Here is a 24,471-nt window from a genome sequence, read left to right on the forward strand (position 1 = left end):
AAAGAAATGATATCCTAAAAAAAATTATAATACAACCGCAGGTACATGCTGTAAATCCATAACAGTTACAAAAGACTGCCTTTTCATCAGATTCGGAATATGCACCCTGCTTATAAAAAGCGAATATGCGCATAGTATAACCGTTCTACCATATCAGAAAGAGGAATTCACCTTCAGGAATGATAACTATCTATATCGGAATGCCCTGTGATTTGAATCATGAACTGTACAGTATGTAAATTTTTCTATCCTAATGTCGAAAAGCTGTACAGGTTCGCTACCACTCGCAAGCTAAAAAAAGACATACTGTTTTACACAATATGCCTTTCTGTTTCCTTATGGATGCAGCTGACCGTACAGCTGACAATAGGTTTCCGCACTCTTTGCCCAGCTGACATCTGTATTCATCGCATTACGGACAAGAATTTTCCAGTCCTCCTTACGGTTGTAATAGACATCAATGGCATTGTACATCACCTGAAGCATTTCATCAGAGTTGTAGTTTGCAAAGCTGAAGCCGTTACCGGTCTTTTCAAACTCGTTATACGGTGTTACGGTATCCTTCAACCCTCCGGTTTCACGTACCAGCGGCAGTGTGCCGTAACGCATGGAAATCAGCTGAGAAATTCCACACGGTTCAAACAGGGATGGCATCAGGAACAGATCACATGCGCCATAGATGCGGTGTGCCAGAGAATCGTTGTATCCCTTGTAGAATGCAATTTTCCCCTTGTTTCCTGCTTCCAGCTGTCCCATCTTTTCCTCAATGCTTGCCTCTCCGCTTCCCAACACAGCAAGCTGAATCGGCATAGCACAGATTTCAGAGAGCTTTTCCATCATCAGATAGAAGCCCTTCTGCCAGGTAAGACGGGAAACAACACCGATCAGCAGTACATTCTGATCCACATTCAGACCGAGCTCCTTCTGCAGTGCTTCCTTATTCAAGCCCTTGGCTTTCTTTACATTTACCTTGTTGTAGTGATATGGAATTTCCGGATCATTCTTCGGATCCCAGTATTCAATATCAATACCGTTTGTGATTCCCCACAGGTCATATTTACGGATATTCAGCACCATTTCCAGATGCTCGCCGTACTGCGGCGTCAGAATCTCCTGAGAATATGTAGGGGAAACTGTTGTCACCTTGTCCGCATACAGAATACCGGACTTCATGAAACTGATTCCACCGTCGTAGCGTACATTTCCGTTGTCATAAATTCGATAATCCAGTCCCAGACAGCTGTCCAGCATTTCCACACCGAAGTTCCCCTGATAAGCCAGATTGTGAATCGTATAAACAAAGCGGATATTGCGATAGCGTTCATCAAAGCTGTGACCTTCCTTGCACATAGCAGGAATCATCCCGGTATGCCAGTCATGACAGTGCATGATTTCCGGGAAGTAGTTCAGCTGATTGCACATTTCAATGACAGCCTTCTGGAAATAAGCAAAGCGTTCCCCGTCATCGATATGTCCATACATTTCTTCACGCTCAAAGTATCCCTTGTGCTCAACAAAATAGAATTTTACATCCTTGCGCATGGTTGACCAGATATTTACCGGCACCTCATGATACGCAATACTCACGGAAAACTGAGCCTCCAGCGTAAATTCATGGTGAAATTTCTGAGCAATTTTCAGGTACAGCGGCATGATAACACGCACCTCATGACCCTTTTTAGCCAGCTCATTCGGCAGGGAGCCGATTACATCTGCCAGTCCTCCGCTTTTAATAAAGGGAAGACCCTCGGCAGCAACCATCAATATTCTTGCCATTAAATTTTATCATTCCTTTTCACGTACAGCGGAGTGTCGGCAAGGCCCAGCAGTTCTTTTTTACGGACGATTCTTGCTTTCTTATCCACTACTACATTTTCAATATGCACATCTTCACCGATCATGGCACCCGGAAGGATCACACAGTTTTTCACAACTGCCCCCTTCTTGATAATCGCACCACGTCCGATAACACTGTTTTCAATATCACCCTCTACCAGACACCCGTTGGAAACCATACTGTTTTTCACAGTGACACCTGCGTAATACTGTGTAGGACAGGAATCGTTGGTTCTTGTATAAACCGGCCAGTCTGTATGGAACAGATCCATCGCCTTATCATAGTCCAGCAGATCCATATTGGCATTGTAGTAGCTCTTGAAGTCATTGATACATGCCACAAAGCCACGGTGTGCAACACCACGGATATCCAGCTTCGCACACTCATCGTTTACGATATCACGGAACCAGTACAGGGAAGATATATTCGCTGCCTTCTTAACCAGATCCATGAACAGCTCCTTGCTCAGGATATAGGTTTCCAGAGAAATCGTTCTGGATTTGGAGTTTCCGCGATTCTTCTCCAGAGACAGAACACCCTTCTGCTTGTTCAGATTCACAACATCACAGTTCACAAAGGATTCCTTTGCATTATCCACATTCTGATACAGCATGGTGATATCCGCACCGCTTTCGATATGCGTATCCAGCAGCGCACTGAAGTCCTGACGGAAAACAAAGTGACTCGGTGTCAGAACAACGTAAGGATAATTGGCATCCTCGATTGCCTGCATGTTGTACATATAAGAATTGATATCATTGCTGTAGAAATCATTTTCATCCATGCTTTTTGCCGGCAGGATGTGCAGCTTTCCACGCTTGGAGTTAATGTTGTAATGACGTCCGGTTCCCAGATGCTCCAGCAGAGATCTCGGATTTGTTTTTACAAACACCTTGATATGATTTACACCGGAATTACTCAGATTAGAAATTGGAAAGTCGACCAGACGATATCTTCCCAGGAATGAGAAGGCGGATACCGGGCGATAATCCTGCATACCTTTGACCTGTACATTAGGTCCTTCATAATTAACAATACCGATTGCATTGCACATATTACTCACCCCTCACTCTCTTGCTGATCAGTTCGATTTCTTCACTGTTCGGATCACCTACGACAGCACCGGCATCAATCTTGACACCCTGCATAACGATGGCACGGTGAATGACGGCACCCTCGCCGACCTCCACATCCGGTAACAGAACCGAATCATTGACCTTTGCATTTTTTGAAACCTTCACGTTTGTGAACAGGACTGAGTTGTTGATTTCACCATTGATGACACATCCCTGGTTGATATATGCGTTATCCACCTTGCCGCTCGGTCCGATATAATGCGGCACGGTTGATACATCCTCTGTATAGATTTTCCAGTTTGGATCATTCAGATCCAGCTCGTTGTTTTTGCTCAGCAGGTCCATGTTTGCTTCCCAAAGGGAATCCACGGTTCCTACATCCTTCCAGTAACCCTTGAATTTCCATGCATACAGACGCTTGTTCTCCGCTAGCATGGCAGGAATGATATCCTTTCCGAAGTCATGGTTGCTGTTAGGATCATCCATATCTGCGACCAGCATTTTTCGCAGCTGCTTCCAGTTAAAGATATAGATACCCATGGAAGCCAGATTGCTCTTTGGATGCTCCGGCTTTTCCTCGAATTCAACGATACGGTCTGTTTCATCCGTGTTCATAATACCGAAGCGGCTTGCTTCCTTCATCGGAACCGGTAATACGGCGATCGTTGCATCCGCATCACATGCCTTGTGATGGGAAAGCATCTTGGAATAATCCATCTTGTAGATATGATCTCCCGACAGAATCAGAACATACTCCGGATTGTTGCTGTCGATGAAATCGATATTTTGTGAGATTGCATCTGCAGTTCCGCGATATACGTCAAATGCTGCTCCGTCTTTCTCACGAGGCGGCAGTACGTATACACCACTGTCTTTTGCATCCAGTCCCCAGCGCTGTCCAGCTGCTGCATAGGAATTCAGCAATACACTCTCATACTGTGTCAGTACCCCGACAACGTTGATGTTGGAGTTGGCACAGTTGCTCAGCGGGAAGTCGATAATTCGATATTTCCCTCCGTAATACACTGCAGGTTTTGCAATCTTCTTGGTCAAGGCATACAGTCGTGTTCCTCGGCCTCCGGCTAGTATCATAGCCAGCATGTTGTTTTGTCTCATGTAAATCCCCCCTTAGGAATTTTTTCTATATATTAAGTATAATGATTTTCAACATAAATTTCCACCCTTTTTGTAAGAAAAATGAACTTTATGTATGCGTTTTCAGCTTTTCGGGCATAAATGACGCCAAAAGCAAAAACACGCGGAAAAGTCAAGTCAAAATTTCATTGATTTTTTTCTGGTTTTCATGAAATTTATGCTCAATCTTATACTCGCATGTTCATTATATTATCGTATGCGGCAGATTATTCCAAGAAAAACAATCTGCCAAATACTTCCTTTTTCAGACAAAGTCGTACATGTTGAGAAGGTCATCGACCGTTGTGTTCTTTCTTTCTTCCCCTTCCAGCACCTTGACGATTTTCCCTTCATTCAGAATAATCGTCTTGTTGCCGTATTCAAGTGCCTGCTTCATGTTGTGCGTAATCATGAGCGTAGTGATATGGTTCTCCTTTACAATTCTCTCTGTGATATCCATGACAGAGGCGGCCGTTTTCGGATCGAGCGCCGCCGTATGTTCATCCAGCAGAAGAAGCTTCGGTGTGACGATCGTGGACATTAGCAGTGTCAGTGCCTGCCGCTGCCCGCCACTCAGCAATCCCACGGTTGTGGAAATGCGATCCTCCAGACCAAGTCCCAGCTCCTTCAGCTTTTCGATAAAAAAGCTTCGATCCCCTTTTTTTATTGCCCGGCTCAGCGTCGTTCTCTTGCCGCGGCTGTATGCCAGTCCCAGATTCTCCTCAATGGTCATGTGCGGGGCCGTCCCTTTCAGGGGATCCTGAAACAGGCGGCCGATTTCTCTTGCCCGTTTGTACTCAGGATAAGCTGTGATATCCTTTCCATCCAGCAAAATTGTCCCGGAGTCACACGGTATCGTTCCACTGATTACGTTCAGCAGCGTGCTTTTTCCGGCACCGTTGGTCCCCAGCACACTGATAAAGTCACCATCCTCCACATGGAAGGACAGATGATCCAGAGCCTTTCGTTCATTGACGGTATTGGCATGAAAGGTTACACTGATATCCTTTAAATCAAGCATGCGTCCCCCTCCTTCTCTTTTTCAGATGCGGCAGTGATATCGCCAGTGCCACAAGAGCTGCGGAGAACAGGTTCAAATCGCTTGCACCGATTCCCAGCTGCAGGGCAACGGTCAGGATAAACCGGTAGACGATTGCGCCCACAACGACAGCCGCAAATTGAAAGCCCAGTGTTTTTCTGCGGATAAATGCCTCACCGACAATGATGCTCGCCAGACCGACAACCATCATACCGATTCCTCCGCTCACATCCGCAAAGCCCTGATTCTGTGCGAAGACTGCACCACCCAGCGCCACTAGGGCATTTGCAAGTGCGATACCCATGATTTTCATCAAATCCGAGTTGATGCTGCTGGCACGCACCATCGCTTCATTGTCACCGGTTGCCCGAAGACTCATTCCCAGCTGTGTTTTCAAAAACAGATACAGCAGAAGGATCAGAAGGATGAGAAGCCCGGCAATCATTACACCATAGGCATGATCACCAAGCACTGCCTCCAGCGGTGTAAAGATGGTTTTCTTTCCGAACAGGGATACATTCGGCATGCCGTTCAGTATTTTCAGATTGACGGAATACAGGGCTGTCATTGTCAGTATACCGGCAAGCAGGGACTGCACCTTGCATTTGGTCTGCAGCAGACCGGTTACCAGCCCCGCAAGACCTCCGGCAAGGAACGCCATGAGTGTACCAATAAACGGGTGAGCATTCATTGCGAATACGGCAGATACCGCACATCCGGTTGTAAAGCTCCCGTCAATCGTCAGATCGGGAATATTCAAAACGCGGAAGGAAATAAACACCCCCAGCGACATGATGGAAAATATCATGCCGAGTATCACCGCATCCTGTATGGTTGATAATGCCATAACCCTCATCCTCTCTTCTACTATACTGTTACCTGTACCGCTTACTTCTTACATTGCCTATCCAGCCCTATGCTCCTTACAGATTTTTTCATACGGCTGTATGGCTGTATGATACAGATTCCATTACGAAACGTGTATTACTTTCTTAATCTGTTTAGATTCCGTCCTGTTTATCAATAGAAATCTGTACCTAGCACGATTATCTTCCGTTTATATATCTTTTATATCTTTATATATGACAGGCCTGTTCCTATTGTGCACAGGCTTACATCATGACCAGATTTTTGCTGTCTTCTACATCCTTTGGAAGCTGAATGCCCAGTGTCTCCATCGTTTTCTCATTTACATAGATATTCAGATTATCCTTGAAGACCTTAACCGGCAGATTCTCCACATCCTCGCCCTTCAAAATTTTATCCGTCATTCTTGCCGTTTCCTTGCCAAGCTCTGTGTAATCAATACCAACCGTCGCAAAGCCGCCGTCACTTACCATGGAATCAGCACCGGTATATACCGGAACCTTTTTCTTGTTTGCAGTTTCCACAAGAGCACTCATAGAGCTTGCCACCGTGTTATCGTTTGGTGCAAAGATTGCATCACATTTATCGGTAAGCACACTGACTGCGCTCTGAATCTCCGTGATGTTTGCGCCGCTTCCCTCCACCAGCTTGATATCGTGTTTTTTACAGAATTCCTTTGCCTTTGCCAGATTGCTTACGGAATTCGCTTCAGAGCTGTTGTAAATAAAGCCCAGTGTCTTCAGATTAGGGTCTACCTTCAATGCGAGATCGAGTATCTGATCCACCTGAATTTCATCGCTTGTCCCGGTAATGTTGTTGTTCGGTTTTTTCAGATCATCCATCAGACCTGCACCTACCGGATCGCTGACTGCGGAGAATACGATCGGAATATCCTTGCTGTACTTCGCTGCCGCCATGGCTGTCGGTGTTGCAATTGCCACGATGACATCACTCTTGTTTCCGGCAAATGTCGACATGATGGAATTCAGCGTGTTCTGCTGCCCGCCGGCATCCTTGAAGTCCAGCTTGATATTTTCTCCATCCTTATAGCCCAGTGCCTCCATCTCTGCCTTGAAGCTGTCACGAATCGTATTCAGTGACTTATGCTCTACAATCTGCGCTACCGATACCACCGGTATTTTTTTCTCAGTTTTCGTATCCTCCTTGCTTCCACATCCTGTTAATACGCCTGCACATAATAGAAATGCAGCTGCTGCCTTACATAATTTTTTCATGACCTGTTGTCCTCTCTTTCACTGTGTTGTTTTGTTTCCTTCGTTTATATGACGTCTGTTTTCCCTTATGCCATCGCCATTCCTCTGTGCTCTGTAACACAATGACCACCTCCCTTATATAAAAAAAGCACCCGTCCAAAAGTCTGTTGACTTCAGGACAGATGCTGTTAGGTTCATCTGCGGTACCACCTGATTTGATCGTTCCATCTATTGGAAACCATCCTCTCATCAAAATGCCGACACATTTCTAGCCCTGTAACGTAGGCATACGTCTTGGATACTGAGCTGCGCCGTTCACCTTGCCCTCCAGAGTCCATTTACAAAACTGCATTTCTGCCGCGATTCCACCATCCGCGTGCTCTCTATAAGCGCATCTTTCTGCTTGATCTCTCTGTCTATGGTTTCCTATAGGATACACCTCTTCTTTTTGCTTGTCAACACTTTTTCTGAAATTTTACATTTTTTATTCTGAAAACATTTTCACCATTTAAAGGAACAGCGTCTGTCTGCTTGCAGCTGCATCGTCTCTGTGTAATCAGGTGAATGTGCTACCCTATATAATGTCTGCATTCACAGAAGCCTACTGCCTGGCGGGCGGGCAAATGGTGATGCGTTGGAGATAATAGAGCCATATCTGTTTTGCCTAGCCGTGTTCTCCCTGCGAGTTTCCATACAGATGAAATCCGTTCCATAGCTGCAGGATGGCAGTTACAGCAGTGATACAAAAGACAGCACCAGATTGCTGCATATATGCTTCCTTGCAGGAAATCGCTGTCAGAATACCACAGATAAAAGCAAGCACAGCGGTCAGTCCGAGCTGTTTCCAACCGATTTCCATATACTGCAGACCGTGAATTCTCGTATCGTAATACATATTTTGTATAAGCTGCAAAATGAAAGCAAGCAGTAGAGCAATCAGCCACAGATTGGTTGTACCCGGTAGCCAGGGAAACAGAAGAAAGCCGGTGGCGCCCAGCATGCACTGGATTACCCCCAGCAATAGGGAGGGCTTTCGGATATATACATATGGACACATTTCGTTTGTATATTCCATTTCTGCCTCCTCATGGTGCATACGTTTTCGTAGTACCATGCGCTGACTTTGCAGGCGCACCATCTGCATATCAAGCTCATGAATCAGCTGTTCATAGACCTGAGGTGCATATTCTTCCTCTATAAGGATTGCACGTATTTCCTTTATATGCAGTCCCATCTGCCGCATGGCATGAATATCTCGCAATGTTTTCAGGCAGTCTTCATCATAATCGCGGTAGCCGTTTTCGAGCTTTACCGGCTTTACAAAGCCCTGATCCTCATAATACTGTACAGCCTTCCTGCTAAGACCGCTTTTCTCCATAACTTCTTTCAACAGCATTTCTCTCTCCTTTCTGGCTTTCCAAGCTGCCTTCCCTTTTGAATCACAGGCAGCCCTTTTTTTTACCTGCAAGTCATACTATGAAAGCATAACCGTACAATACATCCCTTCCTGTTTTTACGAAACTCTTTCTCTGATATTCTATAACAGCGTTGTTTGCAGGACAAGCCCTTTTGCAGTATTCATGTAAGCTTCAGGAGAGTTCCTATATTTTCTATGAGACTGCGATCGTTCTTTTACTGTATGATGAAGCAAAGCAGCTTTTTCTCCCTATTCGCTTTATAAAGCATGAAAAAGGATGCACTCTTCACGTATTCCAAGCAAAGCATTGCATCCACGGTATCCGCATTTGCAGGCAGCTGCACCATTTGGTATTCAATAAGGGAACACGAGTAGAAAGGCCATACCATCCGCTTCCTTTTCGGCGAAAATTTCCCCATTCATACGCCGCATGATTTCCCGGCATATATAAAGTCCAAGACCGTTGCCCTGCTTCCCCTCGCTGTTGCTGGCACGAAAGAAGCTTTCAAATATATGATGAAATTCGGTGTCACTCACTGTATTTCCAGTGTTAAAAATACGAATCAGCTGACAATAGTCCTCTTCATAGCACGATATTTCTATCCTTCTTCCATCTCCGTATTTCAAGGCATTTTCCATAATGTTTTCCACGACCTCAAAGCTGCGCTCCAGGTCTCCCTTCAGCAGCAGGTTTTCATAGGGCTTTACCACCAGCTCCATACGCCGCAGTCGCAATGGCTCTTTATACGCGTGAACAGCCTTGTCGATCAGCTCCTTCAAATAGAATTCACTGTTTTGGACCTGTATATCCAGTATGTCGTGACGGGACTGCTTCATGATTTCCTCGACATAATGTTCAATTTCCTTCCCCTTTTCCTGTATCTGATGAGCTGCGTGTACATTTTGTGCCTCATCCGTATACAGATGCTCCTCCAAAGCCCGCGCGTACAGCTGGATGGTGTTCAGCGGTGTCTTAATATCATGTGACAGAGAAAGCAGCAGCTTCTTCTTTTCCTTTTCCAGCTCCAGCTGCCGCCTTCTGGAAGTATCCAGCGAATCCTTCAGCTGTCCGATTCCAAGCAGGAAATCATGTGCATATCTGCTTTTTTCCTCCTTCACGATCCCCTTCCAATGTCCCTTCGCAAGCTCACCGGGAAGCTTACGCACTCGATCAAAGGGCTTTAACAGGTGCTTTCTCAGATAGAGAAGAACACCCAGCAGCATTGCGAACAAAGCGGTGAGAGAAAGCTGTGTGCGCAGCATCAGTCCGTTGGTATCCACAAGCGAGCGATGATAATCAAAGCGCAGATATCCTGTCAGCTTTTGCTTTCTGTAGACGGGTACCACATGCATATCCATATTATTTCCCTCCTGGAAAAAGGCAGAGGCTGTTTCTCTGCTTCCTTCCTCTGCGGACAGCCATTGCAGCTTTTCGATATGCGGATAGCTGTTCCTTGCGATATCCTCAGCCTTCGTACCCTTTTCCACCTGCTGCAGGATACGATTGATTTCCACACGATATGCATGGTCCATGGTTTCCTCCATCTGCAGAATACTCCACCCGAGAAAGGCTGCAATGCCCAGATACAGCAGGAAACAGGAAAGGATCAGGATATTATACTTCTTCAAAGCGATACCCCACGCCCCAGACTGTTTTAATCCGCTGCGGCTGTTTTGGATTCTTCTCTATTTTGTCACGCAGCATTTTGATATGAACGGTCAGTGTCTGCTGTTCACTGAAGCTGTCCATGCCCCATATGCTTGCGAAAATATATTCCTTGCGTAAGGTCTTCCCTGCGTTGGATACCAGCAGTGTCAACAGCTCGAATTCCTTCGCGTTCAGCTCCATAAGATTTCCATCCACAAAGGCTCTGTGCTGTGCACGCTCAATGACCACACCGCAGCAGGATATGGTTTCCTTGCGATGCAAATCGGATGTACGCTGTAAAACAGCACGTATTTTGGCGGCAAGTATTTGCGGATCCACAGGCTTTTCGATATAATCATCCGCCCCCAGCTCATAGCCGTTCAGCTGATCATTTCGATCCTTTCGCGCACTCATTATCAGTATCGGAACCGCTTTATGCTCCCGCACTTTTTTGCATACCGTAAAGCCATCCATATGGGGCAGCATGATATCAAGCAGCAGCAAACGTACCTCTGTCTGTGCAAGATAGGAAAGCGCAGCCTCCCCGCTCTCCACATGATGCACCTGAAATCCATCCCGCTTTAAAAAGCTTACGATCAGCTGGGCAAGCTCACGGTGATCCTCTACAAGTAATATATCTATCATAGGCAATTACCATCCTAACGTTATCAGCCATTCATTTAATCTGCGCTCACGCTTGCGGATATCCGTACAGTCTTCCCATGCGCCAAGCTGCATTTCATCCCGGATATTTCCGTCCTCGATATACAGCACACGGTCACAGCGTGAGGCTACCTTCATGTCGTGGGTTACCAGCAGTATGCTTGTCCCTTCCTTATGAATACGGTTCAGCTCCTCCATCACCTCATGAGAGCTCTGCTTATTCAGGGCACCTGTCGGCTCATCCGCAAACAGAATACGCGGATGATTGATCAGGCTGCGGCAGATACAGGCACGCTGCAGTTGTCCTCCGGATACCTCATTCACATCGTTATCCGCAATTTCACTGATGCCAAGCTTCTGCATGAGCTTTGCGGCATAGGCATTGATTTCTTTTCTTCCCTGCTTCGTTCTTCCCTTTACAGACTGATAGGCTGGTAAAATAATATTATCATAAACGGACAGGTTTTTCAGCATATACATCTGCTGGAAGACAAATCCCATTTCCTCCAGGCGCAGATCGCTGATCTCATTGCGGCTCATATCCGTTAGCTCACGCTCAAAGAATTTCACACTTCCGGCTGTCGCACTGTCCATCCCGCTGATGGTATACAGCAGGGTTGTCTTACCGGAGCCGGATGGTCCCATGACGGCGATCATTTCCTTTTCTTCCAATGTCAGATTGACATTTCTCAATACGTTGTTCTGTCGTTTATTTACGATATATGTCTTACACAGATTGCTTACTGTTATTCCACTCATAATAGCTTCCTCCTTATTCCATATTGTTCATTTCACGTATATGGATACGCTTGATTTGACCGGTAGCAAATATCGTTGCACAGATGATTCCCAGCAGCAGTACACCCGGATATATCAGATAAACCTGCACTGGAATTATCTGGATATGCACATCCGCACCCATGATGGCGAAGATCGGCTCCAGCATGAAGCGGTTACTGAGCATGGACAATGGAACTGCCGCAAGCATGGATACCAGGGCAACCAGAATCATCCGAATCACCTGCCAGCTGCGAATACTGCTGTTACGGAATCCAATACTCTTCATCATAGCGATTTCTCCCTTTTCACGTACGATGAACAGCTTTTCCATCAAGAGTGTAATCAGCATAATAACAGCACAGAGCATAGCAGTCATCGGAATCAGAAGCTCACTCAGAGATTCCTGAATACCGCCGATATTGCGATCGACAATTTCCTGAGCCGTATACCATTCATAATCAGGAAACTGCTTTTGCAGGGTATCCTTCAGCTCCGTTTGACTCTTGTCTGTCTTCATATCAACATTGACATTCCAATACTCAAACATGTCCACCTTACTTAGATCAAGCTTTGCATTCAGACGGGCACTGCTTCCCAGCTGCATATAATCGGCGTAGCTTCCTGTAATGATAAACTTGTAGGTTTCACCGTTCAGATCGGCCTCTATACGATCTCCGATATGCCAGTTGTTATCCTCCAGAATGAGGCGGGAGAAGGCAATTTCGTTTTCCAGCACAGGAGCACTGCCTTCCAGATAATCCAGATATTCCGTATTGCGCCCCTGTATTTGCAGGGACATGATTTTCGTATTGCCCTTTTTTCCGGGAGCATGAAACGGCAGGAAGTAAATGGAGGAGGCCGTCAGCTCAGCATCATAGCCCTTTTCCTTCATTTCCCGCTCCACACGCTGCATTCCCTTTTTCAGCTGTGCGGAGTTTCTGTATGCGGAATCCTGTTTTCCTTCAATTTTCTTTATATATACAGCACTGTCTGTATTCACGGTGAATTTGGATGCCATTTCACTGCTCTGCATGGTATTGATGGTATTCAGTGGAATTGTGATCAGAACAAAGCTGATACAGAAGGTAACCAGCAGCAGGGCATAGCGTTTCAGATGCGTCAGCATGTCATTGATACCCAGATATGCGGGAACACGCAGATATTTCTGTTTGAACAAATACAAGGCCGACGCTTTCGCAAAGCTCTCTCCGCTGTGTCCGCCCCGAATGGCGGATATCGCAGTAATGCGGCTCAGCTTTCGTGTACAGTTCATACAGAACAGCATGACTAGAAAGATGATAAGCAGGGTACAGAGAATATTTACAAAAAAATTAACACCGCTGTCCTCCATAATCATATTCACACTGACTCCCGCCACCATGACACGACTGATCGGCACACTGATCAACAGACCGAGAAACGCCCCGCTGCTGACAAGAAATGCATATTTCACAAGATACAGCCGTCGTATTGCCTTATCCCTCAGGCCGATTGCCTTCATAATACCGATTTCACGGTACTCCTCTTCCATGGTGAACAGCAGGGTAAAGCGAAGAACCAGTAAAGCAATCAAAATCATGCAGATGCCCACCAGAATCAACAGAGCAGCAAGAATCAGATCAAAGGAATAGATCATGGAATACATACTGCGTGAAACCGTATTTAAAACGGAGGGAAAGCTTTGCAGGTTCTGTGCTTCCGTGAATTCAGAAATAGAGTCCACATTGATGAAGTATAAAGAATACGTCCGGTCACTGCCCGCTTTTTTAAATTTTTCATACATATCTGAATTCAGAAAGATTCTTGACATACCAACCATATCATTTCCAAACGCCGCATCCTTTACTACGGTTGTCAGAGTAAAGGTTTTATCCTCACTGCCGATCATGATACGCACCTTATCGCCGAGCTTCAAATCGTTTTTGTCCATCAGAAATGCAGGCATTCCGATTTCATCATCCGCTAAATGAAGATCTCTCCCATCCGGATCAAAGCCCTTGCAATAGTCACTTCTTTCCTCGGACAGGAAAAGGCTGAGTCCTTCCGCGTTAAACTTCTTTCCATTCTCCCTGTGCAAATTTTTCTGTTCCACAGAGAGCATTTCCTGATAACCGTAATCCTTCACACCCGGAGCCTCGGTTTCTATCCATTTCATGATCTTCTCTTTTTCCCCGGAATTTACTGCCACCAGATTCACATCCGGTATATTTGCATAATCCATGTAGTAATCCACAGAGGAGCTTACAACAAGAATATTATTTACACTGCTTGCAAGAAATACCGTCGCAATGGTAATAAACAGAAACAGAATCAGATTGACACTCTTTCTATGCATTAAATCTTTTTTCAACATTCGTTTCAGCATTGCCGTCACACCCTTTCTACAAGCTAAGAATACCGCAGTCTTTCTTAAAAAATCCTTAAATACCGAAGAAAGCTTTCATCCCTACCATTTATTCATATATATTCTTTTTCAATCAGATTCAACCATATTTATTTCAATATCAGCCATATATTTTCATAAAGAAAGCAGAAGCTGTTCTAAACCTCTGCGGATGCTCCTGCTTTGTATTCATCTTTGAAAAGGATGGCGCAGGTATGACCTTTGTACACTATTTATGATATGGATTGTTGTTCTGTATCATAAAGGCACGATAAATCTGTTCCAGTACGAGCACTCTTGTCATCTGATGGGTAAAGGTCAGATCACTCAGCTTCCATTTCCAGTTACAGCGATCATAGACATTTTTGCCCGGTCCCAGAGAGCCTGCGATAACGAATGTAAGGTTACTGGTCTGATAGGTCTGTAGCTGATCAAGCTTTATGGAAAACCGCTCACTATCCACCATTTCTCCCCATAAATCGAGAAGGATTACATATTCCTGCTCCTTTATTTTGGCGAGAATGCGTTCTCCTTCCTTTTCCTTAACCTGATTGTTCTGTGAATCGCTGTTGCTCTGCGGTGCCACTTCATCATTTACTTCGATGATTTCCAGCTTTGTAAACGGCCGCAGCCTTTTTTCGTACTCTTCAATCTGTGTACGCAGTGCCTTTTCCTTTATTTTTCCTACTGCAACAATTTTTATCATAAGTTCTCCTTTACCTGCTTCAATAGCTCCAGCTTACTTTCCAGCCATCTGCGGCGCAGTCTTTTAAACATCCGATATTCTGCGAGCACCTCAACAATGCCGGATGCTGTATCCACTGCGTTTACCACCCATGCTTCCCTGCACATAGGTGGTATGACGGTTAACGGCCACATATGCTTGCGGATGATTTCCTGCTCCCGTTCACTGATTTGAAAATCGCGCAATGCATTGTGATTCGCAAAAAAAGGGTGGCGAAAGCCATGCAGTCTGTGCCAATCCTCTGCCTCATGCCAGTCATATAGAAAATAGTCATGCAGCAGCGCGCCCCGCACCAAAGAGCGTTCATCACAGGACATCCGCAGCTTTCTGACCAGTGTAAAGCTGTAATAGGATACGACGAAGCTGTGCTCCAGACAGCTGATGGATCCGTGCTGTATATACTTCTGCATATCCCATACCCTGGCATCCCCCAGCAGCTCCTTCGCTATATTTAAAAATTCCGGTACTTCCTCTACGTGCATATTCCACCTCACTACGAGAATTATTGTACGCTGTTTTTTATCAGAGTGCAAATATCAGAAGCCGTACTTTATCGTATCCAATACCCGTTGCAAAAAAATGTTCAATGCTCAAAGCGTAGCCTTTGACCTGCAGCTGAGGATATATCACCTGATGATTATTTTATAAGAGCGTCAATGTTTCGTAATCTCCTTCGAATAAGCAGTGAGGATACTCAGGAAACAGGTCTACATGAACATTTATGCATAGGCGTTTATTTCAACGCATATAGAATATAAAAATCATATCATTTTTTCGTAAAATGTCTACAAACCACGAATTTTATAGTACAATGAAAGAAAAGGGTGATGGTATGAAAAAGAATAAAAAAGGATTTACACTTGTCGAGATCATTGTTGTTCTGGTAATCATCGGTATCCTGATGGCACTTGCTGTACCGGCTGTCATGAGCTACGTGCGCAAGGCGGCAGATACCAAGCTGATTTCCGAAGCAAGAAGTGTCATGGTAGCCTCCAAGGAGAAGGGAATCGAACTGGTAAAGAAACAGCAGCTGGACTTACTGGCGACGGATGAAAATATGAAGGATATCATGAAACGCTCGGAAGTGGAAGGGACCCTGATGGAAATATATAAAAACAAGGCAAATAACGGTGCCGGAGATTTTATCGTTTTGATAGGGGAAACCTATATCCGATACGATGATCAACAGCAGAAGTATGAAATATTGACCTCCTATGATAATCTATTTGTAAAAGCAAACGAAATTCACCTTGCTTTAATAAAGGGAGAGCCTCTCAGCATCATTCAGGCTTTCATCGATCAAAAAGATAAGGCATTCATCAATTCGGAAGGTGCAAATGCCGGTAACAGTCTGCGCAAGGCGCTTAACGACGCTGGTATAGCCAGCGGATATGATTACAGCTTCAGAATCTATGCAAGTAAAAGTGATAACAATTATACGATAACGATAAGTGAGCGCAAGGTAACCTTGGAGGATATAAAAAAGGGAAATAAAGTCAAGGTTATCCAGTATGATTATTCCGGAAATAATGGATTTAGCGGAACACCACGTGTTAAGACAGCAAATGCTTCCGTTAAGCTTGGAGAAGACTCCGGAGGTACACAGGACGATTACGCTGCATTAAAGCTGGATGATATCAAGGACTGGGAGGTTATCTCACAATAGCCATGTGAATGTAATAAAAAACTGCAATGCATCTGTGGTACGCTTGACCGGTATCACTGATGATATAAGCAGTTTTTTTACTGATACTCCTTCTTATATGCCATCTTCTTAAACATGACCTTCCATTCTTCAAAATCCTTCATGATGTTCTCCAGCTTGAGCGTTTCCTGACAGCTGAGCTTTTCATGCATATACCCCTCTGTCATCCATACCAGCATCTGATACACCTGCTTCGGATCAACATCATTGTTAAATTTTGAGAAATCCACATGCGCAAAAAAACGGTCAAAGGTCGTGTCCATCAGAGAATGCAGCTCCATTGCCACATCACTGCTGACAGCCTCGCGGCGGGAAGAAAATGCCCGGCAGATAAAATCCAGAATAAACGGATGCTCCACCATTATCTGCATTTTTTTCTGCGCCCCGAATTCCATCAATGCGAAGAAATCTGTGATTTTTGTGAAGTCCTCATCATCCAGCGTCTTTGTGACGATAGTTACACAATACTGAAACAGATACATATAAAAGCTTTTTTTATCCTTGAAATAATAGAATAATAACCCCTTGGATATGCCTGCCTTGGCCGCAATATCCTCCGTGTTTGCCTTTTTGTATTCATATCTGCCAAACACTTCCATACCGGCATCGATGATACGCCGCTGCTTCTCCTGTGAAAGCTCCTCGAATTTTTCCATACTATATACTCCTAACCCCCTGATATGTTATTCAAAAAAAGCTATGATTTCCTGTATGCTGACCGGGACCATCGCGTTTGCATCGACGCCCACATCATATCGTAACAGACCGTTATCACGGTTTCTGTAATTTACATCCGCATGATTGTGCTGATGTCCGTGCAGATGAATTGCTCCGTGATAAAAGCCGTCCCATTCCGCTATCGGATAATGAAATAAGACAAAGGTATTTCCCGCATACTTCAGCTCATGCATCTGCTTTACCCATGTAAATATAGACTGATCAAATTCCTTTTGATGAACAAAACGGTCGTGATTACCTTCGATCAGATACTTTCTGCCCTTTCGCTTCTTCAGCATTTCCCGGGCATACACATGATTTTTCATGGTTACATCTCCCAGAATATACACCTCGTCATCCCCGCATATCCTTCGGTTCCAGTTTTCCACAAGCGCCTCATTCATTTCTTTAATATAATGATAGGGTCTGTTGGCAAGATGGATGATATGATCATGATAAAAGTGCAAATCTGCCATGAAGTATATCCTGCTGTCACCTGCTTTCCCTATACATACAGCTATTTTAGAAAACGGTATCCGTGCAGGATCATGCATCAGATACCGTTCCTTTATTTATTCCAGTATTACCGTCTTTTCGATTTCTTTACCATTGCGGTTTACGACAATGCTCACCTTGTCCTTTACCTTATGACTGTAGAGATACTGACGGAACTGCTTATAATCCTTGATCTCCTTACCATCAAATTTCACAAGGATGTCACCTTCTTTTATTCCAGCAGAGGCTGCCGGTGTCCGTGAGGCAACCTTGACAATCAGCAGGCCGCTTTCCACCTTGGAATCAATTCCCAGATATGCCTTGTCCAGCATACTCAGCTGCTCGATCGGCTGTACGGAAATTCCGAGAATCGGACGTACCACCTTGCCGTTGTTTTCCAGCTCCGTAATGATGGGAAGAACCTCATTGATCGGCAATGCAAAGCCAAAGCCCTCTACAGAGGTATCCGTTATCTTCATGGAATTGATACCAATCAGCTCTCCTGCCATATTGATTAACGGTCCGCCGCTGTTTCCCGGATTGATGGCGGCATCCGTCTGCAGAACATTCACATCCCAGTCCGCAACACCGTTGTTGTCGATATCCATTTCCATTCTTCTGTCCACACCGGATATCAGACCACCGGATACACTGCCCTGATACTCAATGCCCAGCGGACTTCCCATGGCAATGACATATTCCCCCTTTTTGACAAGTGAGGAATTCCCCATCACAAAGGCCTCCGCTTTGAAATCAACATCTGTTTTCAACAGTGCAAGATCGGTTAGCTCGTCCTTTCCGACGATATCCACCTTCTTTTCCTTGCCGTTCGCAAAGGTGACAACCGCTTCATCCCCATCCGCAACAACATGATTGTTGGTGATGATATAAACCGTCTTTCCGTCAACCTTATAAACTGCACCGCTTCCAGTGTCGAGTGCCTGACCGCGTGCTCTGGCAGTAACTGTCACAACCTTATTTTCGCTCTTCGCCACAAGCTCTGTCACATCACTTGTGATATTTACACTTGCGGTTTCCACCTTCTGCTTCGTCTGCTGTGCAGCAGTTGCTGCTGTTGTGTCCTCTTTTGATTGCAAATATAAAATCGTCAGGACAATATTCCATCCGATCAGTGCCACTAGGAGAAAGGCTGTCAGTCGTTTCATGATGATTTCCCTCCGGTATAAATGGAAAACTGATCCGCAGGATACAGGCGGAGATCCTCGCGATCCTTCTGTTTCCGCTTCAGTGTTTCCTTCAGTGTGGTAAGTGCCATGTCCCGTGTGTTTCCTTCCTGGGAGATATGCGCAAGTACGATTTCCTTTGTATGATCCCCCATGACATCACACAGGATGTTCGAGCAGTCCTCATTGCACAGGTGTCCGCAGTCACCGATGATACGCTGCTTCAGATAGACAGGCCTTGTCGTCTGCATCAGCATCTCGATATCGTGATTGCTTTCAAAGACATAATAGTCCGCATTGCGTATGTATTCCTTAACCTCATCTTTAATATATCCCGTATCTGTCACATATACCATTTTCTCATCCTCGGTCTCGATGACATAGCCTACGGTGCCTTCACAATCATGACTCATCGGCAGTACGGTTATTCGAAAATCCTGCAGTTCAAAGCGATCGTAGGGGCGTATGCCGTGCAGATGGCTGGTCGCGATATCCTGTGTCGCATATGTTGGTATGGGGTCAAACAGCTTCATCTGTGCGACATGGTCGCTGTGTGTATGCGTAATCAGAAGTGCATTGCTCTGCATGGGATCATAGCTGATCTGTTCGAAGCAGCTTTTCAGATATTTTCGCGTTGTTCCACAGTCAATGACCAGTTTGGTATCCTTATGTTTTATCAGACAGCAGTTACCTTTGGAACCGCTGGCCAGTAGTGCAAATTTCATATGCGGCCCCCTTTTCTTATACGATATGTCCACTTCCTTGAGCCCTTGGAGGAAACAGGCTGTCGCATCACAGCCGGTATGCTATCTACATGCAATATGCAAAAAGTTATATAACAAATATTTGACACTATGAGAATCCGTCGTGTGCGATGTTGAAGAAGGCAGATATGGATTTCTGAAATGCAAGCTCCACCTTGCCTGTCGCACCGTTACGGTGCTTGGCAATATCAAGATCGGTCTGATCGGTCGGATTGTTTTGTTCCGCCTCATCATCCTTCGCATAATAGGCATCACGATACAGAAACATGACGATATCGGCATCCTGCTCGATGGCTCCGGATTCACGAAGGTCGGACAGCATCGGATGCTTGTCGGGACGGGTTTCCACGGAACGCGACAGCTGTGAAAGTGCGATCACCGGACATTCCATTTCTCTGGCCAGTCCCTTCAGGGAACGGGAAATTTCCGATATTTCCTGCTGGCGGTTATCTCCGCTTTTTCCGCTTCCGCTGATCAGCTGAAGGTAGTCAATGACGACCAGATCAAGACCATGCTCACTTTTCAGCTTACGGCATTTGGAGAACACCTCGGATATTTTGATATTGGAGCTGTCATCCACAAACAGCTTGCTGGCCATCAGTTCATTCGCCGCTTCGTTCAGCTTGCTGAATTCATCATCCAGAATAGCACCGCTTCTCAGCTTATTGGATTCCACTGCGGACTTGGCACTCAGAATACGCTTCATCAATGCCTCCGCCGGCATCTCCAGTGAGAAGATGGCAATTGCCCCGGGATTGTAAAAGGATGCATTCAACGCCAGATTCAGCGCGAAGGCAGTCTTTCCCATCGCCGGACGGGCCGCAAGAATAATCAAATCGCCACGCTGAAAGCCGTTGGTCATACGGTCAAGGTCGGTATAGCCGGTCTTGATTCCGGTTACACGGTTATCACTGGAGCGCAGACGAATCAGCTCCTGCATGACATTGGAAACAACCTCCCGGCTGCTTTTGAAATCAGTGGCACGACGGCTGCGCGTAACACCGAGGATATCCCGTTCCGCCTTATCCATGATTTCATCCAGATCATTTGCTGTATCAAAGCCGTCCTCGGCAATCTGTTCGGCTGCTTCGATTAAGCGTCGCAGATGTGCTCTGCTTTTGATCATTTCAATATAATACACACTGTTGGCGCTGGATATCGCCGTATCACTCAGCTTGATGATATAGTCAGCACCGCCGACCAGATTCAGCTGCTCGATATCCTGTAAACGGGCAATCAGCGTGGTGACATCCACCGGCTTACCGCTGTCCGTGATATCCATCATGGCAGAGAATATACGCTGATGGATATCCAGATAGAAATCTCGCACATCCAGCCCCTGATCATATACAACGCTGGTTACGCTGGGATAAATCATCATTGCACCGAGAATGGACTGTTCCGCCTCGGTGCTATGTGGCAATTCTCTACTCATAAAGCCTCCTATCCGTTCACATGAACACGAATGGTTCCGATTACCTTATTTCTGTAAAGATCCACCTTTACATCCGTATAGCCCAGAGAGGTGATGGCATCGTTATCGATGACCTTTCTCTTGTCCACATGAATTCCGTATGTTTCATGCAGCTGTGCAACAATCTGCTTTGTGGAAACACTGCCGAACACACGTCCGCCTTCTCCTGTTTTCACATGGAATTCCAGCGTGATCTTCGCAAGCTGCTTTTTCAGGTCCTCTGCATCCGCTTCCTTCTGCTTTTCCTCCAGATCATGCTGCAGATTCTGCTCATCCAGAATCTCCATGCTTTTCTTTGTTGCCATTACCGCCAGGTTTTTATTCAGTAGAAAGTTTCTTCCGTAGCCGTCACTGACCTCTACGATATCCCCTTTCTTTCCCAGCTTCTTTACATCACTTAGCAGTATCACTTTCATCTTCGTCGTCCTCCTTGTTTTCTTCCAGATAGGTATCTATCATCTGTTTCAATTCTTCCTGTACGGCCTTCACCGTTGTTTGTTCTCTCTGCAGGGCAGCCATCGTGAAATGTCCGCCGCCATGCATATTCTCCATGATAATCTGTACGTTGATCTTCCCTTTACTGCGGGCAGATACCGCCACTTTGCCGTTTTCGATATTACCGATGACAAAGCTTGCCTCCATATCCTTGATATTCAGCAGACTGTCCGCCACCTGAGACATCAGTGTACGGTTGATTACACGGTTGTTATCAACTGCGGCGATCAGAATACCATCCGCATATTGTCCTGCATATTTCATGATTTCGGTTTTTGCCTCGAAATCATCAAAATCCTCCTTCAGAAGATTCTCTGCCGTAATCGGGTCAACTCCCAGATTTTTCAGATAGGCAGCAGCTTCAAACGTACGGCTTCCGGTTCTTGTTTTAAAGCGGTTGGTATCCACCAGAATACCGACATACATCAGTGTTGCCTCTTCCTCGCTCAGGTTTACCTTATTGTTCTGATAAGGCAGGAATTCGGTTGCCAGCTCACATACGGAGCTTGCACTCGATTCCACATACACCAGCAACGGATTACCGATGAAGTCCTCACTTCTGCGGTGATGATCGATCACAACGATACGGTTAGCTGCCTCCAGTGTCTGCGGAGCTCCCGTCTGTTTTGGATTGTGATGATCGACGGCAATCAGTAAATCGTCGTTTTCTATCATTTTCGCGGCATCACCGTCACTGATAAAGCGGTGCCGTCCCTCCAGCTTCTCCCGGTACAGCATCAAAGCCTCCTGCAGCTGCGGTTCGATTCCACCGCCATCCGATACCACATATACTTCCTTGCCATAGGCAGCAGCCAGCCGTGACATACACAGCGCACTTCCCATGCAGTCAAAATCCATATTCTGATGACCGATGACAAACACCCGGTCTGCTTCCATGATGGCTTCCTTGATCGCCTGCGACATCACACGGACACGCACCTTGCTTCGTTTTTCACGTGCCTCACTGTTCCCACCGAAATATTTCACACTTTCGCCATACTTTTTGACAGCAGCCTGATCACCGCCCCGGCTCTGTGCCAGCTCCAGAAGATCATTCACCATCGTATCCAGCAGACGGAAATCATCCGTACCACGGGCAAACGACATACTCAGCGTTATGGATACATCGATATCCTCAGCGTTTTTACGTATCGTGTTCAGAATGTCAAATTTATCCTGTACGACCTGTTCGAAAATCGCCTCATTCAAAATGACGAGAAAGCGATCGGAGCGCAGGCGACGGATAAACATCCCGTAGCGTCCTGCCCATTCCACCAGTGGCTGCCGAAGCTGTGTATTGATGGTAGCCATGGTTCCTTCATCCTCATACTGCTGAATTTCCATATAATTATCCAGCTGCAGTAACCCGGCAACGATACTGTCCTTCTTAAACCGTTCTGTTATGGTTTCCAGCTTTGTGATATCCCGTACAAACAGCACCTGTCCGTTTTCCTTACGGGCAATCTCATATACATATTCCCCATTCGGATCACTTGCCGTCAGCTCATCCACAGAGCCGTTGAAAAGATCTGTGATTTCAGGTATCCAGCTTGTCAGCTTTTTCCCGACAACATTAACAGAGCGCTCCTCCAGAAACTCATTGATCCATGTCGCATTGTACTGCTCATCGTATGTGATGATACCGACCTCACCAAAGGACAGGGCATCCTTAGCGTCATGCCCCAGAATATGGGAGATATCAATATCCCGCTGTTCCTTATCACGCTCATATTTTAATACGATCCAGACAATGACAAGAATATTCAGAATAAGCAAAACCGTCATGGGCAGAATCTGAAGACCGGGAATCCCAGCCATATACAGCACAAATAATGCAGCAGCTTCCGCAATCAGAATAATTGCGATTTGAACCTTAAAATTTTCCAAACGATCCATTTATGACACCTCGTTTCATTTTATCTCTTAGCAGAAACAGGATATCCGCAATGCCGATTACGGCAATGACATCCTGTACATAGGGCACAAAGACTGCAATCATCAACAGAAACACAAATGCGCGCTTTCGTAACAGCACCAGCAGTCCCATGATACACATCGCTCCGCAGGCGATTGCATAGACCTTGCAGACAAGGTAGGCCCCCAGCAGTATCGTCGAAGCTTCCTGGTTTAATTTTAGCACATTTCCACTGTAAAATAGAACCCAAATGACAAGAATCAGCCATCCGTTCCATTTCGGAGCACGAATACTGAGAATATTGTTCATCGGACGTACCCTGATATGCAGCCGGGAAAGCAGGATGTTGCCAATCATGTGGATACACATCGTCTGCAGCACGCTCATGAGAACAGCCACCAGAACAACGATGACCGTTACAGTTTTCATGAGATCGATTCCGGTATGGATGTTCATAAGCTCCAGTATGGTTTTCACCAGCTCGATATCCTCTGCCGGATCGTAACCAAATACAGCCGCGAGCAAAACAGTTGTGACCAGATAGGAAAAAAATGTGAAGATACCGCTGAAAACAAGCAGCGTACCGTTCTTCCAGCCTTTTCTCACCCCGCCACCATATACCAGTCCCACAACAATGCAGCTAAAGAGATAAAAGATAGTTGTAGGTGAGCTGATCATGAAGGAAAGCAGCAGCATGCTGACAGAGGGAACCAGTGCATTGCGCACTCCGTATTTTGCCGTATAGACCAGAATGGGAAAGGTCAGTACCCAGTACATGAAATATTCCAGCATGTTTCCCAGCTGTCGGTTGATAAACAGAATCAGTCCGACAATGGCGCACATCATCGCCCCTTCTGTTATCTTACGTGTCTGATTGTTCATACCCTCTGCTTCCTTTCTCTGCCGTGCCTCAGCAATG

General features: G+C 45.7%; 22 protein-coding genes. 1 reads left to right on the forward strand and 21 read right to left on the reverse strand.

All coding sequences use genetic code 11. The annotated features are described in order from the left end of the window. Nucleotides 1-336: 336 nt before the first annotated feature. From glgA to ACESPQ_RS16985, 13 genes are all read right to left on the reverse strand, one after another. Nucleotides 337-1,776 carry a glycogen synthase GlgA gene (glgA, locus tag ACESPQ_RS16925; protein ID WP_118001771.1) on the reverse strand — a complete coding sequence of 480 codons (1,440 nt, stop codon included), beginning with the start codon at nucleotides 1,774-1,776 and terminating at the stop codon, nucleotides 337-339. Further along, nucleotides 1,776-2,891 (reverse strand): glucose-1-phosphate adenylyltransferase subunit GlgD, encoded by a 1,116-nt coding sequence (gene glgD / locus ACESPQ_RS16930; RefSeq protein WP_373144609.1) that lies wholly within the window; start codon nucleotides 2,889-2,891, stop codon nucleotides 1,776-1,778. The genes glgA and glgD overlap by 1 nt, the downstream gene beginning before the upstream one ends. Before the next feature lies 1 nt (nucleotide 2,892). Further along, nucleotides 2,893-4,029, reverse strand: coding sequence for a glucose-1-phosphate adenylyltransferase (locus tag ACESPQ_RS16935; protein ID WP_002607248.1), 1,137 nt, complete (start codon nucleotides 4,027-4,029; stop codon nucleotides 2,893-2,895). A 283-nt stretch (nucleotides 4,030-4,312) separates the two neighbouring features. Beyond that, nucleotides 4,313-5,068, reverse strand: a complete 756-nt coding sequence (locus ACESPQ_RS16940) for an ABC transporter ATP-binding protein (protein ID WP_002607247.1) — start codon at nucleotides 5,066-5,068, stop codon at nucleotides 4,313-4,315. Continuing rightward, the gene (locus ACESPQ_RS16945) at nucleotides 5,061-5,933 is read right to left on the reverse strand and encodes an ABC transporter permease (RefSeq protein WP_002607246.1); all 873 of its coding nucleotides are present in this window, start codon (nucleotides 5,931-5,933) and stop codon (nucleotides 5,061-5,063) included. The genes ACESPQ_RS16940 and ACESPQ_RS16945 overlap by 8 nt, the downstream gene beginning before the upstream one ends. A gap of 265 nt (nucleotides 5,934-6,198) precedes the next feature. Next, the gene (locus ACESPQ_RS16950) at nucleotides 6,199-7,188 is read right to left on the reverse strand and encodes an ABC transporter substrate-binding protein (RefSeq protein ID WP_002607245.1); all 990 of its coding nucleotides are present in this window, start codon (nucleotides 7,186-7,188) and stop codon (nucleotides 6,199-6,201) included. Between the two features lie 643 nt (nucleotides 7,189-7,831). After that, complete coding sequence (locus ACESPQ_RS16955) at nucleotides 7,832-8,563, reverse strand: MerR family transcriptional regulator (RefSeq protein ID WP_002607244.1); 732 nt, start codon at nucleotides 8,561-8,563, stop codon at nucleotides 7,832-7,834. 375 nt (nucleotides 8,564-8,938) lie between these two features. Continuing rightward, a complete protein-coding gene (locus ACESPQ_RS16960; RefSeq protein ID WP_373144585.1) occupies nucleotides 8,939-10,213 on the reverse strand; it encodes a sensor histidine kinase in 1,275 nt (424 codons plus the stop codon). Beyond that, the gene (locus ACESPQ_RS16965; protein ID WP_002607242.1) at nucleotides 10,200-10,877 is read right to left on the reverse strand and encodes a response regulator transcription factor; all 678 of its coding nucleotides are present in this window, start codon (nucleotides 10,875-10,877) and stop codon (nucleotides 10,200-10,202) included. The genes ACESPQ_RS16960 and ACESPQ_RS16965 overlap by 14 nt, the downstream gene beginning before the upstream one ends. Before the next feature lie 6 nt (nucleotides 10,878-10,883). Next, nucleotides 10,884-11,654, reverse strand: coding sequence for an ABC transporter ATP-binding protein (locus ACESPQ_RS16970; RefSeq protein ID WP_002607241.1), 771 nt, complete (start codon nucleotides 11,652-11,654; stop codon nucleotides 10,884-10,886). Between the two features lie 13 nt (nucleotides 11,655-11,667). Further along, nucleotides 11,668-14,040, reverse strand: a complete 2,373-nt coding sequence (locus ACESPQ_RS16975; RefSeq protein ID WP_373144586.1) for an ABC transporter permease — start codon at nucleotides 14,038-14,040, stop codon at nucleotides 11,668-11,670. Nucleotides 14,041-14,287: 247 nt separating this feature from the next. Next, complete coding sequence (gene rlmH, locus ACESPQ_RS16980) at nucleotides 14,288-14,764, reverse strand: 23S rRNA (pseudouridine(1915)-N(3))-methyltransferase RlmH (RefSeq protein ID WP_109770906.1); 477 nt, start codon at nucleotides 14,762-14,764, stop codon at nucleotides 14,288-14,290. Continuing rightward, complete coding sequence (locus ACESPQ_RS16985; RefSeq protein ID WP_257328012.1) at nucleotides 14,761-15,285, reverse strand: phosphohydrolase; 525 nt, start codon at nucleotides 15,283-15,285, stop codon at nucleotides 14,761-14,763. The genes rlmH and ACESPQ_RS16985 overlap by 4 nt, the downstream gene beginning before the upstream one ends. Before the next feature lie 350 nt (nucleotides 15,286-15,635). Between ACESPQ_RS16985 and ACESPQ_RS16990 the strand changes: the two genes are divergently transcribed. Beyond that, entirely contained in the window at nucleotides 15,636-16,469 is an 834-nt protein-coding gene (locus ACESPQ_RS16990) for a prepilin-type N-terminal cleavage/methylation domain-containing protein (protein ID WP_233108908.1), read from the forward strand. 77 nt (nucleotides 16,470-16,546) lie between these two features. Here the strand turns inward: ACESPQ_RS16990 and ACESPQ_RS16995 are convergent, their stop codons facing one another. The 8 genes from ACESPQ_RS16995 to ACESPQ_RS17030 all read right to left on the reverse strand — a co-directional run bounded on the left by ACESPQ_RS16995 (nucleotide 16,547) and on the right by ACESPQ_RS17030 (nucleotide 24,434). Next, nucleotides 16,547-17,164 carry a TetR/AcrR family transcriptional regulator gene (locus tag ACESPQ_RS16995; RefSeq protein ID WP_002607236.1) on the reverse strand — a complete coding sequence of 206 codons (618 nt, stop codon included), beginning with the start codon at nucleotides 17,162-17,164 and terminating at the stop codon, nucleotides 16,547-16,549. A gap of 27 nt (nucleotides 17,165-17,191) precedes the next feature. Next, entirely contained in the window at nucleotides 17,192-17,701 is a 510-nt protein-coding gene (locus ACESPQ_RS17000; RefSeq protein WP_373144587.1) for a hydrolase, read from the reverse strand. Nucleotides 17,702-17,797: 96 nt separating this feature from the next. Next, nucleotides 17,798-18,886, reverse strand: a complete 1,089-nt coding sequence (locus tag ACESPQ_RS17005) for a S1C family serine protease (protein WP_118001767.1) — start codon at nucleotides 18,884-18,886, stop codon at nucleotides 17,798-17,800. Then, the gene (locus ACESPQ_RS17010; RefSeq protein WP_002607233.1) at nucleotides 18,883-19,629 is read right to left on the reverse strand and encodes an MBL fold metallo-hydrolase; all 747 of its coding nucleotides are present in this window, start codon (nucleotides 19,627-19,629) and stop codon (nucleotides 18,883-18,885) included. Before ACESPQ_RS17010 ends, ACESPQ_RS17005 begins: the two co-directional genes overlap by 4 nt. Before the next feature lie 127 nt (nucleotides 19,630-19,756). Further along, on the reverse strand, nucleotides 19,757-21,103 hold the full coding sequence (gene dnaB, locus ACESPQ_RS17015; protein WP_002607232.1) for a replicative DNA helicase: 1,347 nt from the start codon (nucleotides 21,101-21,103) through the stop codon (nucleotides 19,757-19,759). 8 nt (nucleotides 21,104-21,111) lie between these two features. Beyond that, the gene (gene rplI, locus ACESPQ_RS17020; RefSeq protein ID WP_002607231.1) at nucleotides 21,112-21,558 is read right to left on the reverse strand and encodes a 50S ribosomal protein L9; all 447 of its coding nucleotides are present in this window, start codon (nucleotides 21,556-21,558) and stop codon (nucleotides 21,112-21,114) included. After that, a complete protein-coding gene (locus tag ACESPQ_RS17025) occupies nucleotides 21,536-23,533 on the reverse strand; it encodes a DHH family phosphoesterase (protein ID WP_118001766.1) in 1,998 nt (665 codons plus the stop codon). Before ACESPQ_RS17025 ends, rplI begins: the two co-directional genes overlap by 23 nt. Next, the gene (locus ACESPQ_RS17030; protein ID WP_002607229.1) at nucleotides 23,511-24,434 is read right to left on the reverse strand and encodes a DUF2232 domain-containing protein; all 924 of its coding nucleotides are present in this window, start codon (nucleotides 24,432-24,434) and stop codon (nucleotides 23,511-23,513) included. The genes ACESPQ_RS17025 and ACESPQ_RS17030 overlap by 23 nt, the downstream gene beginning before the upstream one ends. Nucleotides 24,435-24,471 lie beyond the last annotated feature (37 nt).

This window comes from Clostridium sp. HGF2, assembly GCF_964240115.1.
Taxonomy (GTDB): domain Bacteria; phylum Bacillota_I; class Bacilli_A; order Erysipelotrichales; family Erysipelotrichaceae; genus Clostridium_AQ; species Clostridium_AQ innocuum.

What these genes read in the sequence shown, in the direction of transcription:
- ACESPQ_RS16950 (WP_002607245.1), bottom strand. Translation starts at nt 7,188, where the DNA reads ATGAAAAAATTATGTAAGGCAGCAGCTGCATTTCTATTATGTGCAGGC.
- rplI (WP_002607231.1), bottom strand. Translation starts at nt 21,558, where the DNA reads ATGAAAGTGATACTGCTAAGTGATGTAAAGAAGCTGGGAAAGAAAGGG.
- ACESPQ_RS16965 (WP_002607242.1), bottom strand. Translation starts at nt 10,877, where the DNA reads ATGATAGATATATTACTTGTAGAGGATCACCGTGAGCTTGCCCAGCTG.
- ACESPQ_RS16940 (WP_002607247.1), bottom strand. Translation starts at nt 5,068, where the DNA reads ATGCTTGATTTAAAGGATATCAGTGTAACCTTTCATGCCAATACCGTC.
- ACESPQ_RS17030 (WP_002607229.1), bottom strand. Translation starts at nt 24,434, where the DNA reads ATGAACAATCAGACACGTAAGATAACAGAAGGGGCGATGATGTGCGCC.
- ACESPQ_RS17010 (WP_002607233.1), bottom strand. Translation starts at nt 19,629, where the DNA reads ATGAAATTTGCACTACTGGCCAGCGGTTCCAAAGGTAACTGCTGTCTG.
- ACESPQ_RS17005 (WP_118001767.1), bottom strand. Translation starts at nt 18,886, where the DNA reads ATGAAACGACTGACAGCCTTTCTCCTAGTGGCACTGATCGGATGGAAT.
- glgD (WP_373144609.1), bottom strand. Translation starts at nt 2,891, where the DNA reads ATGTGCAATGCAATCGGTATTGTTAATTATGAAGGACCTAATGTACAG.
- glgA (WP_118001771.1), bottom strand. Translation starts at nt 1,776, where the DNA reads ATGGCAAGAATATTGATGGTTGCTGCCGAGGGTCTTCCCTTTATTAAA.
- ACESPQ_RS16995 (WP_002607236.1), bottom strand. Translation starts at nt 17,164, where the DNA reads ATGGAAAAATTCGAGGAGCTTTCACAGGAGAAGCAGCGGCGTATCATC.
- ACESPQ_RS17000 (WP_373144587.1), bottom strand. Translation starts at nt 17,701, where the DNA reads ATGGCAGATTTGCACTTTTATCATGATCATATCATCCATCTTGCCAAC.
- ACESPQ_RS16935 (WP_002607248.1), bottom strand. Translation starts at nt 4,029, where the DNA reads ATGAGACAAAACAACATGCTGGCTATGATACTAGCCGGAGGCCGAGGA.
- ACESPQ_RS16955 (WP_002607244.1), bottom strand. Translation starts at nt 8,563, where the DNA reads ATGCTGTTGAAAGAAGTTATGGAGAAAAGCGGTCTTAGCAGGAAGGCT.
- ACESPQ_RS16970 (WP_002607241.1), bottom strand. Translation starts at nt 11,654, where the DNA reads ATGAGTGGAATAACAGTAAGCAATCTGTGTAAGACATATATCGTAAAT.
- ACESPQ_RS16945 (WP_002607246.1), bottom strand. Translation starts at nt 5,933, where the DNA reads ATGGCATTATCAACCATACAGGATGCGGTGATACTCGGCATGATATTT.
- ACESPQ_RS17025 (WP_118001766.1), bottom strand. Translation starts at nt 23,533, where the DNA reads ATGGATCGTTTGGAAAATTTTAAGGTTCAAATCGCAATTATTCTGATT.
- ACESPQ_RS16985 (WP_257328012.1), bottom strand. Translation starts at nt 15,285, where the DNA reads ATGCACGTAGAGGAAGTACCGGAATTTTTAAATATAGCGAAGGAGCTG.
- ACESPQ_RS16975 (WP_373144586.1), bottom strand. Translation starts at nt 14,040, where the DNA reads ATGCTGAAACGAATGTTGAAAAAAGATTTAATGCATAGAAAGAGTGTC.
- rlmH (WP_109770906.1), bottom strand. Translation starts at nt 14,764, where the DNA reads ATGATAAAAATTGTTGCAGTAGGAAAAATAAAGGAAAAGGCACTGCGT.
- dnaB (WP_002607232.1), bottom strand. Translation starts at nt 21,103, where the DNA reads ATGAGTAGAGAATTGCCACATAGCACCGAGGCGGAACAGTCCATTCTC.
- ACESPQ_RS16990 (WP_233108908.1), top strand. Translation starts at nt 15,636, where the DNA reads ATGAAAAAGAATAAAAAAGGATTTACACTTGTCGAGATCATTGTTGTT.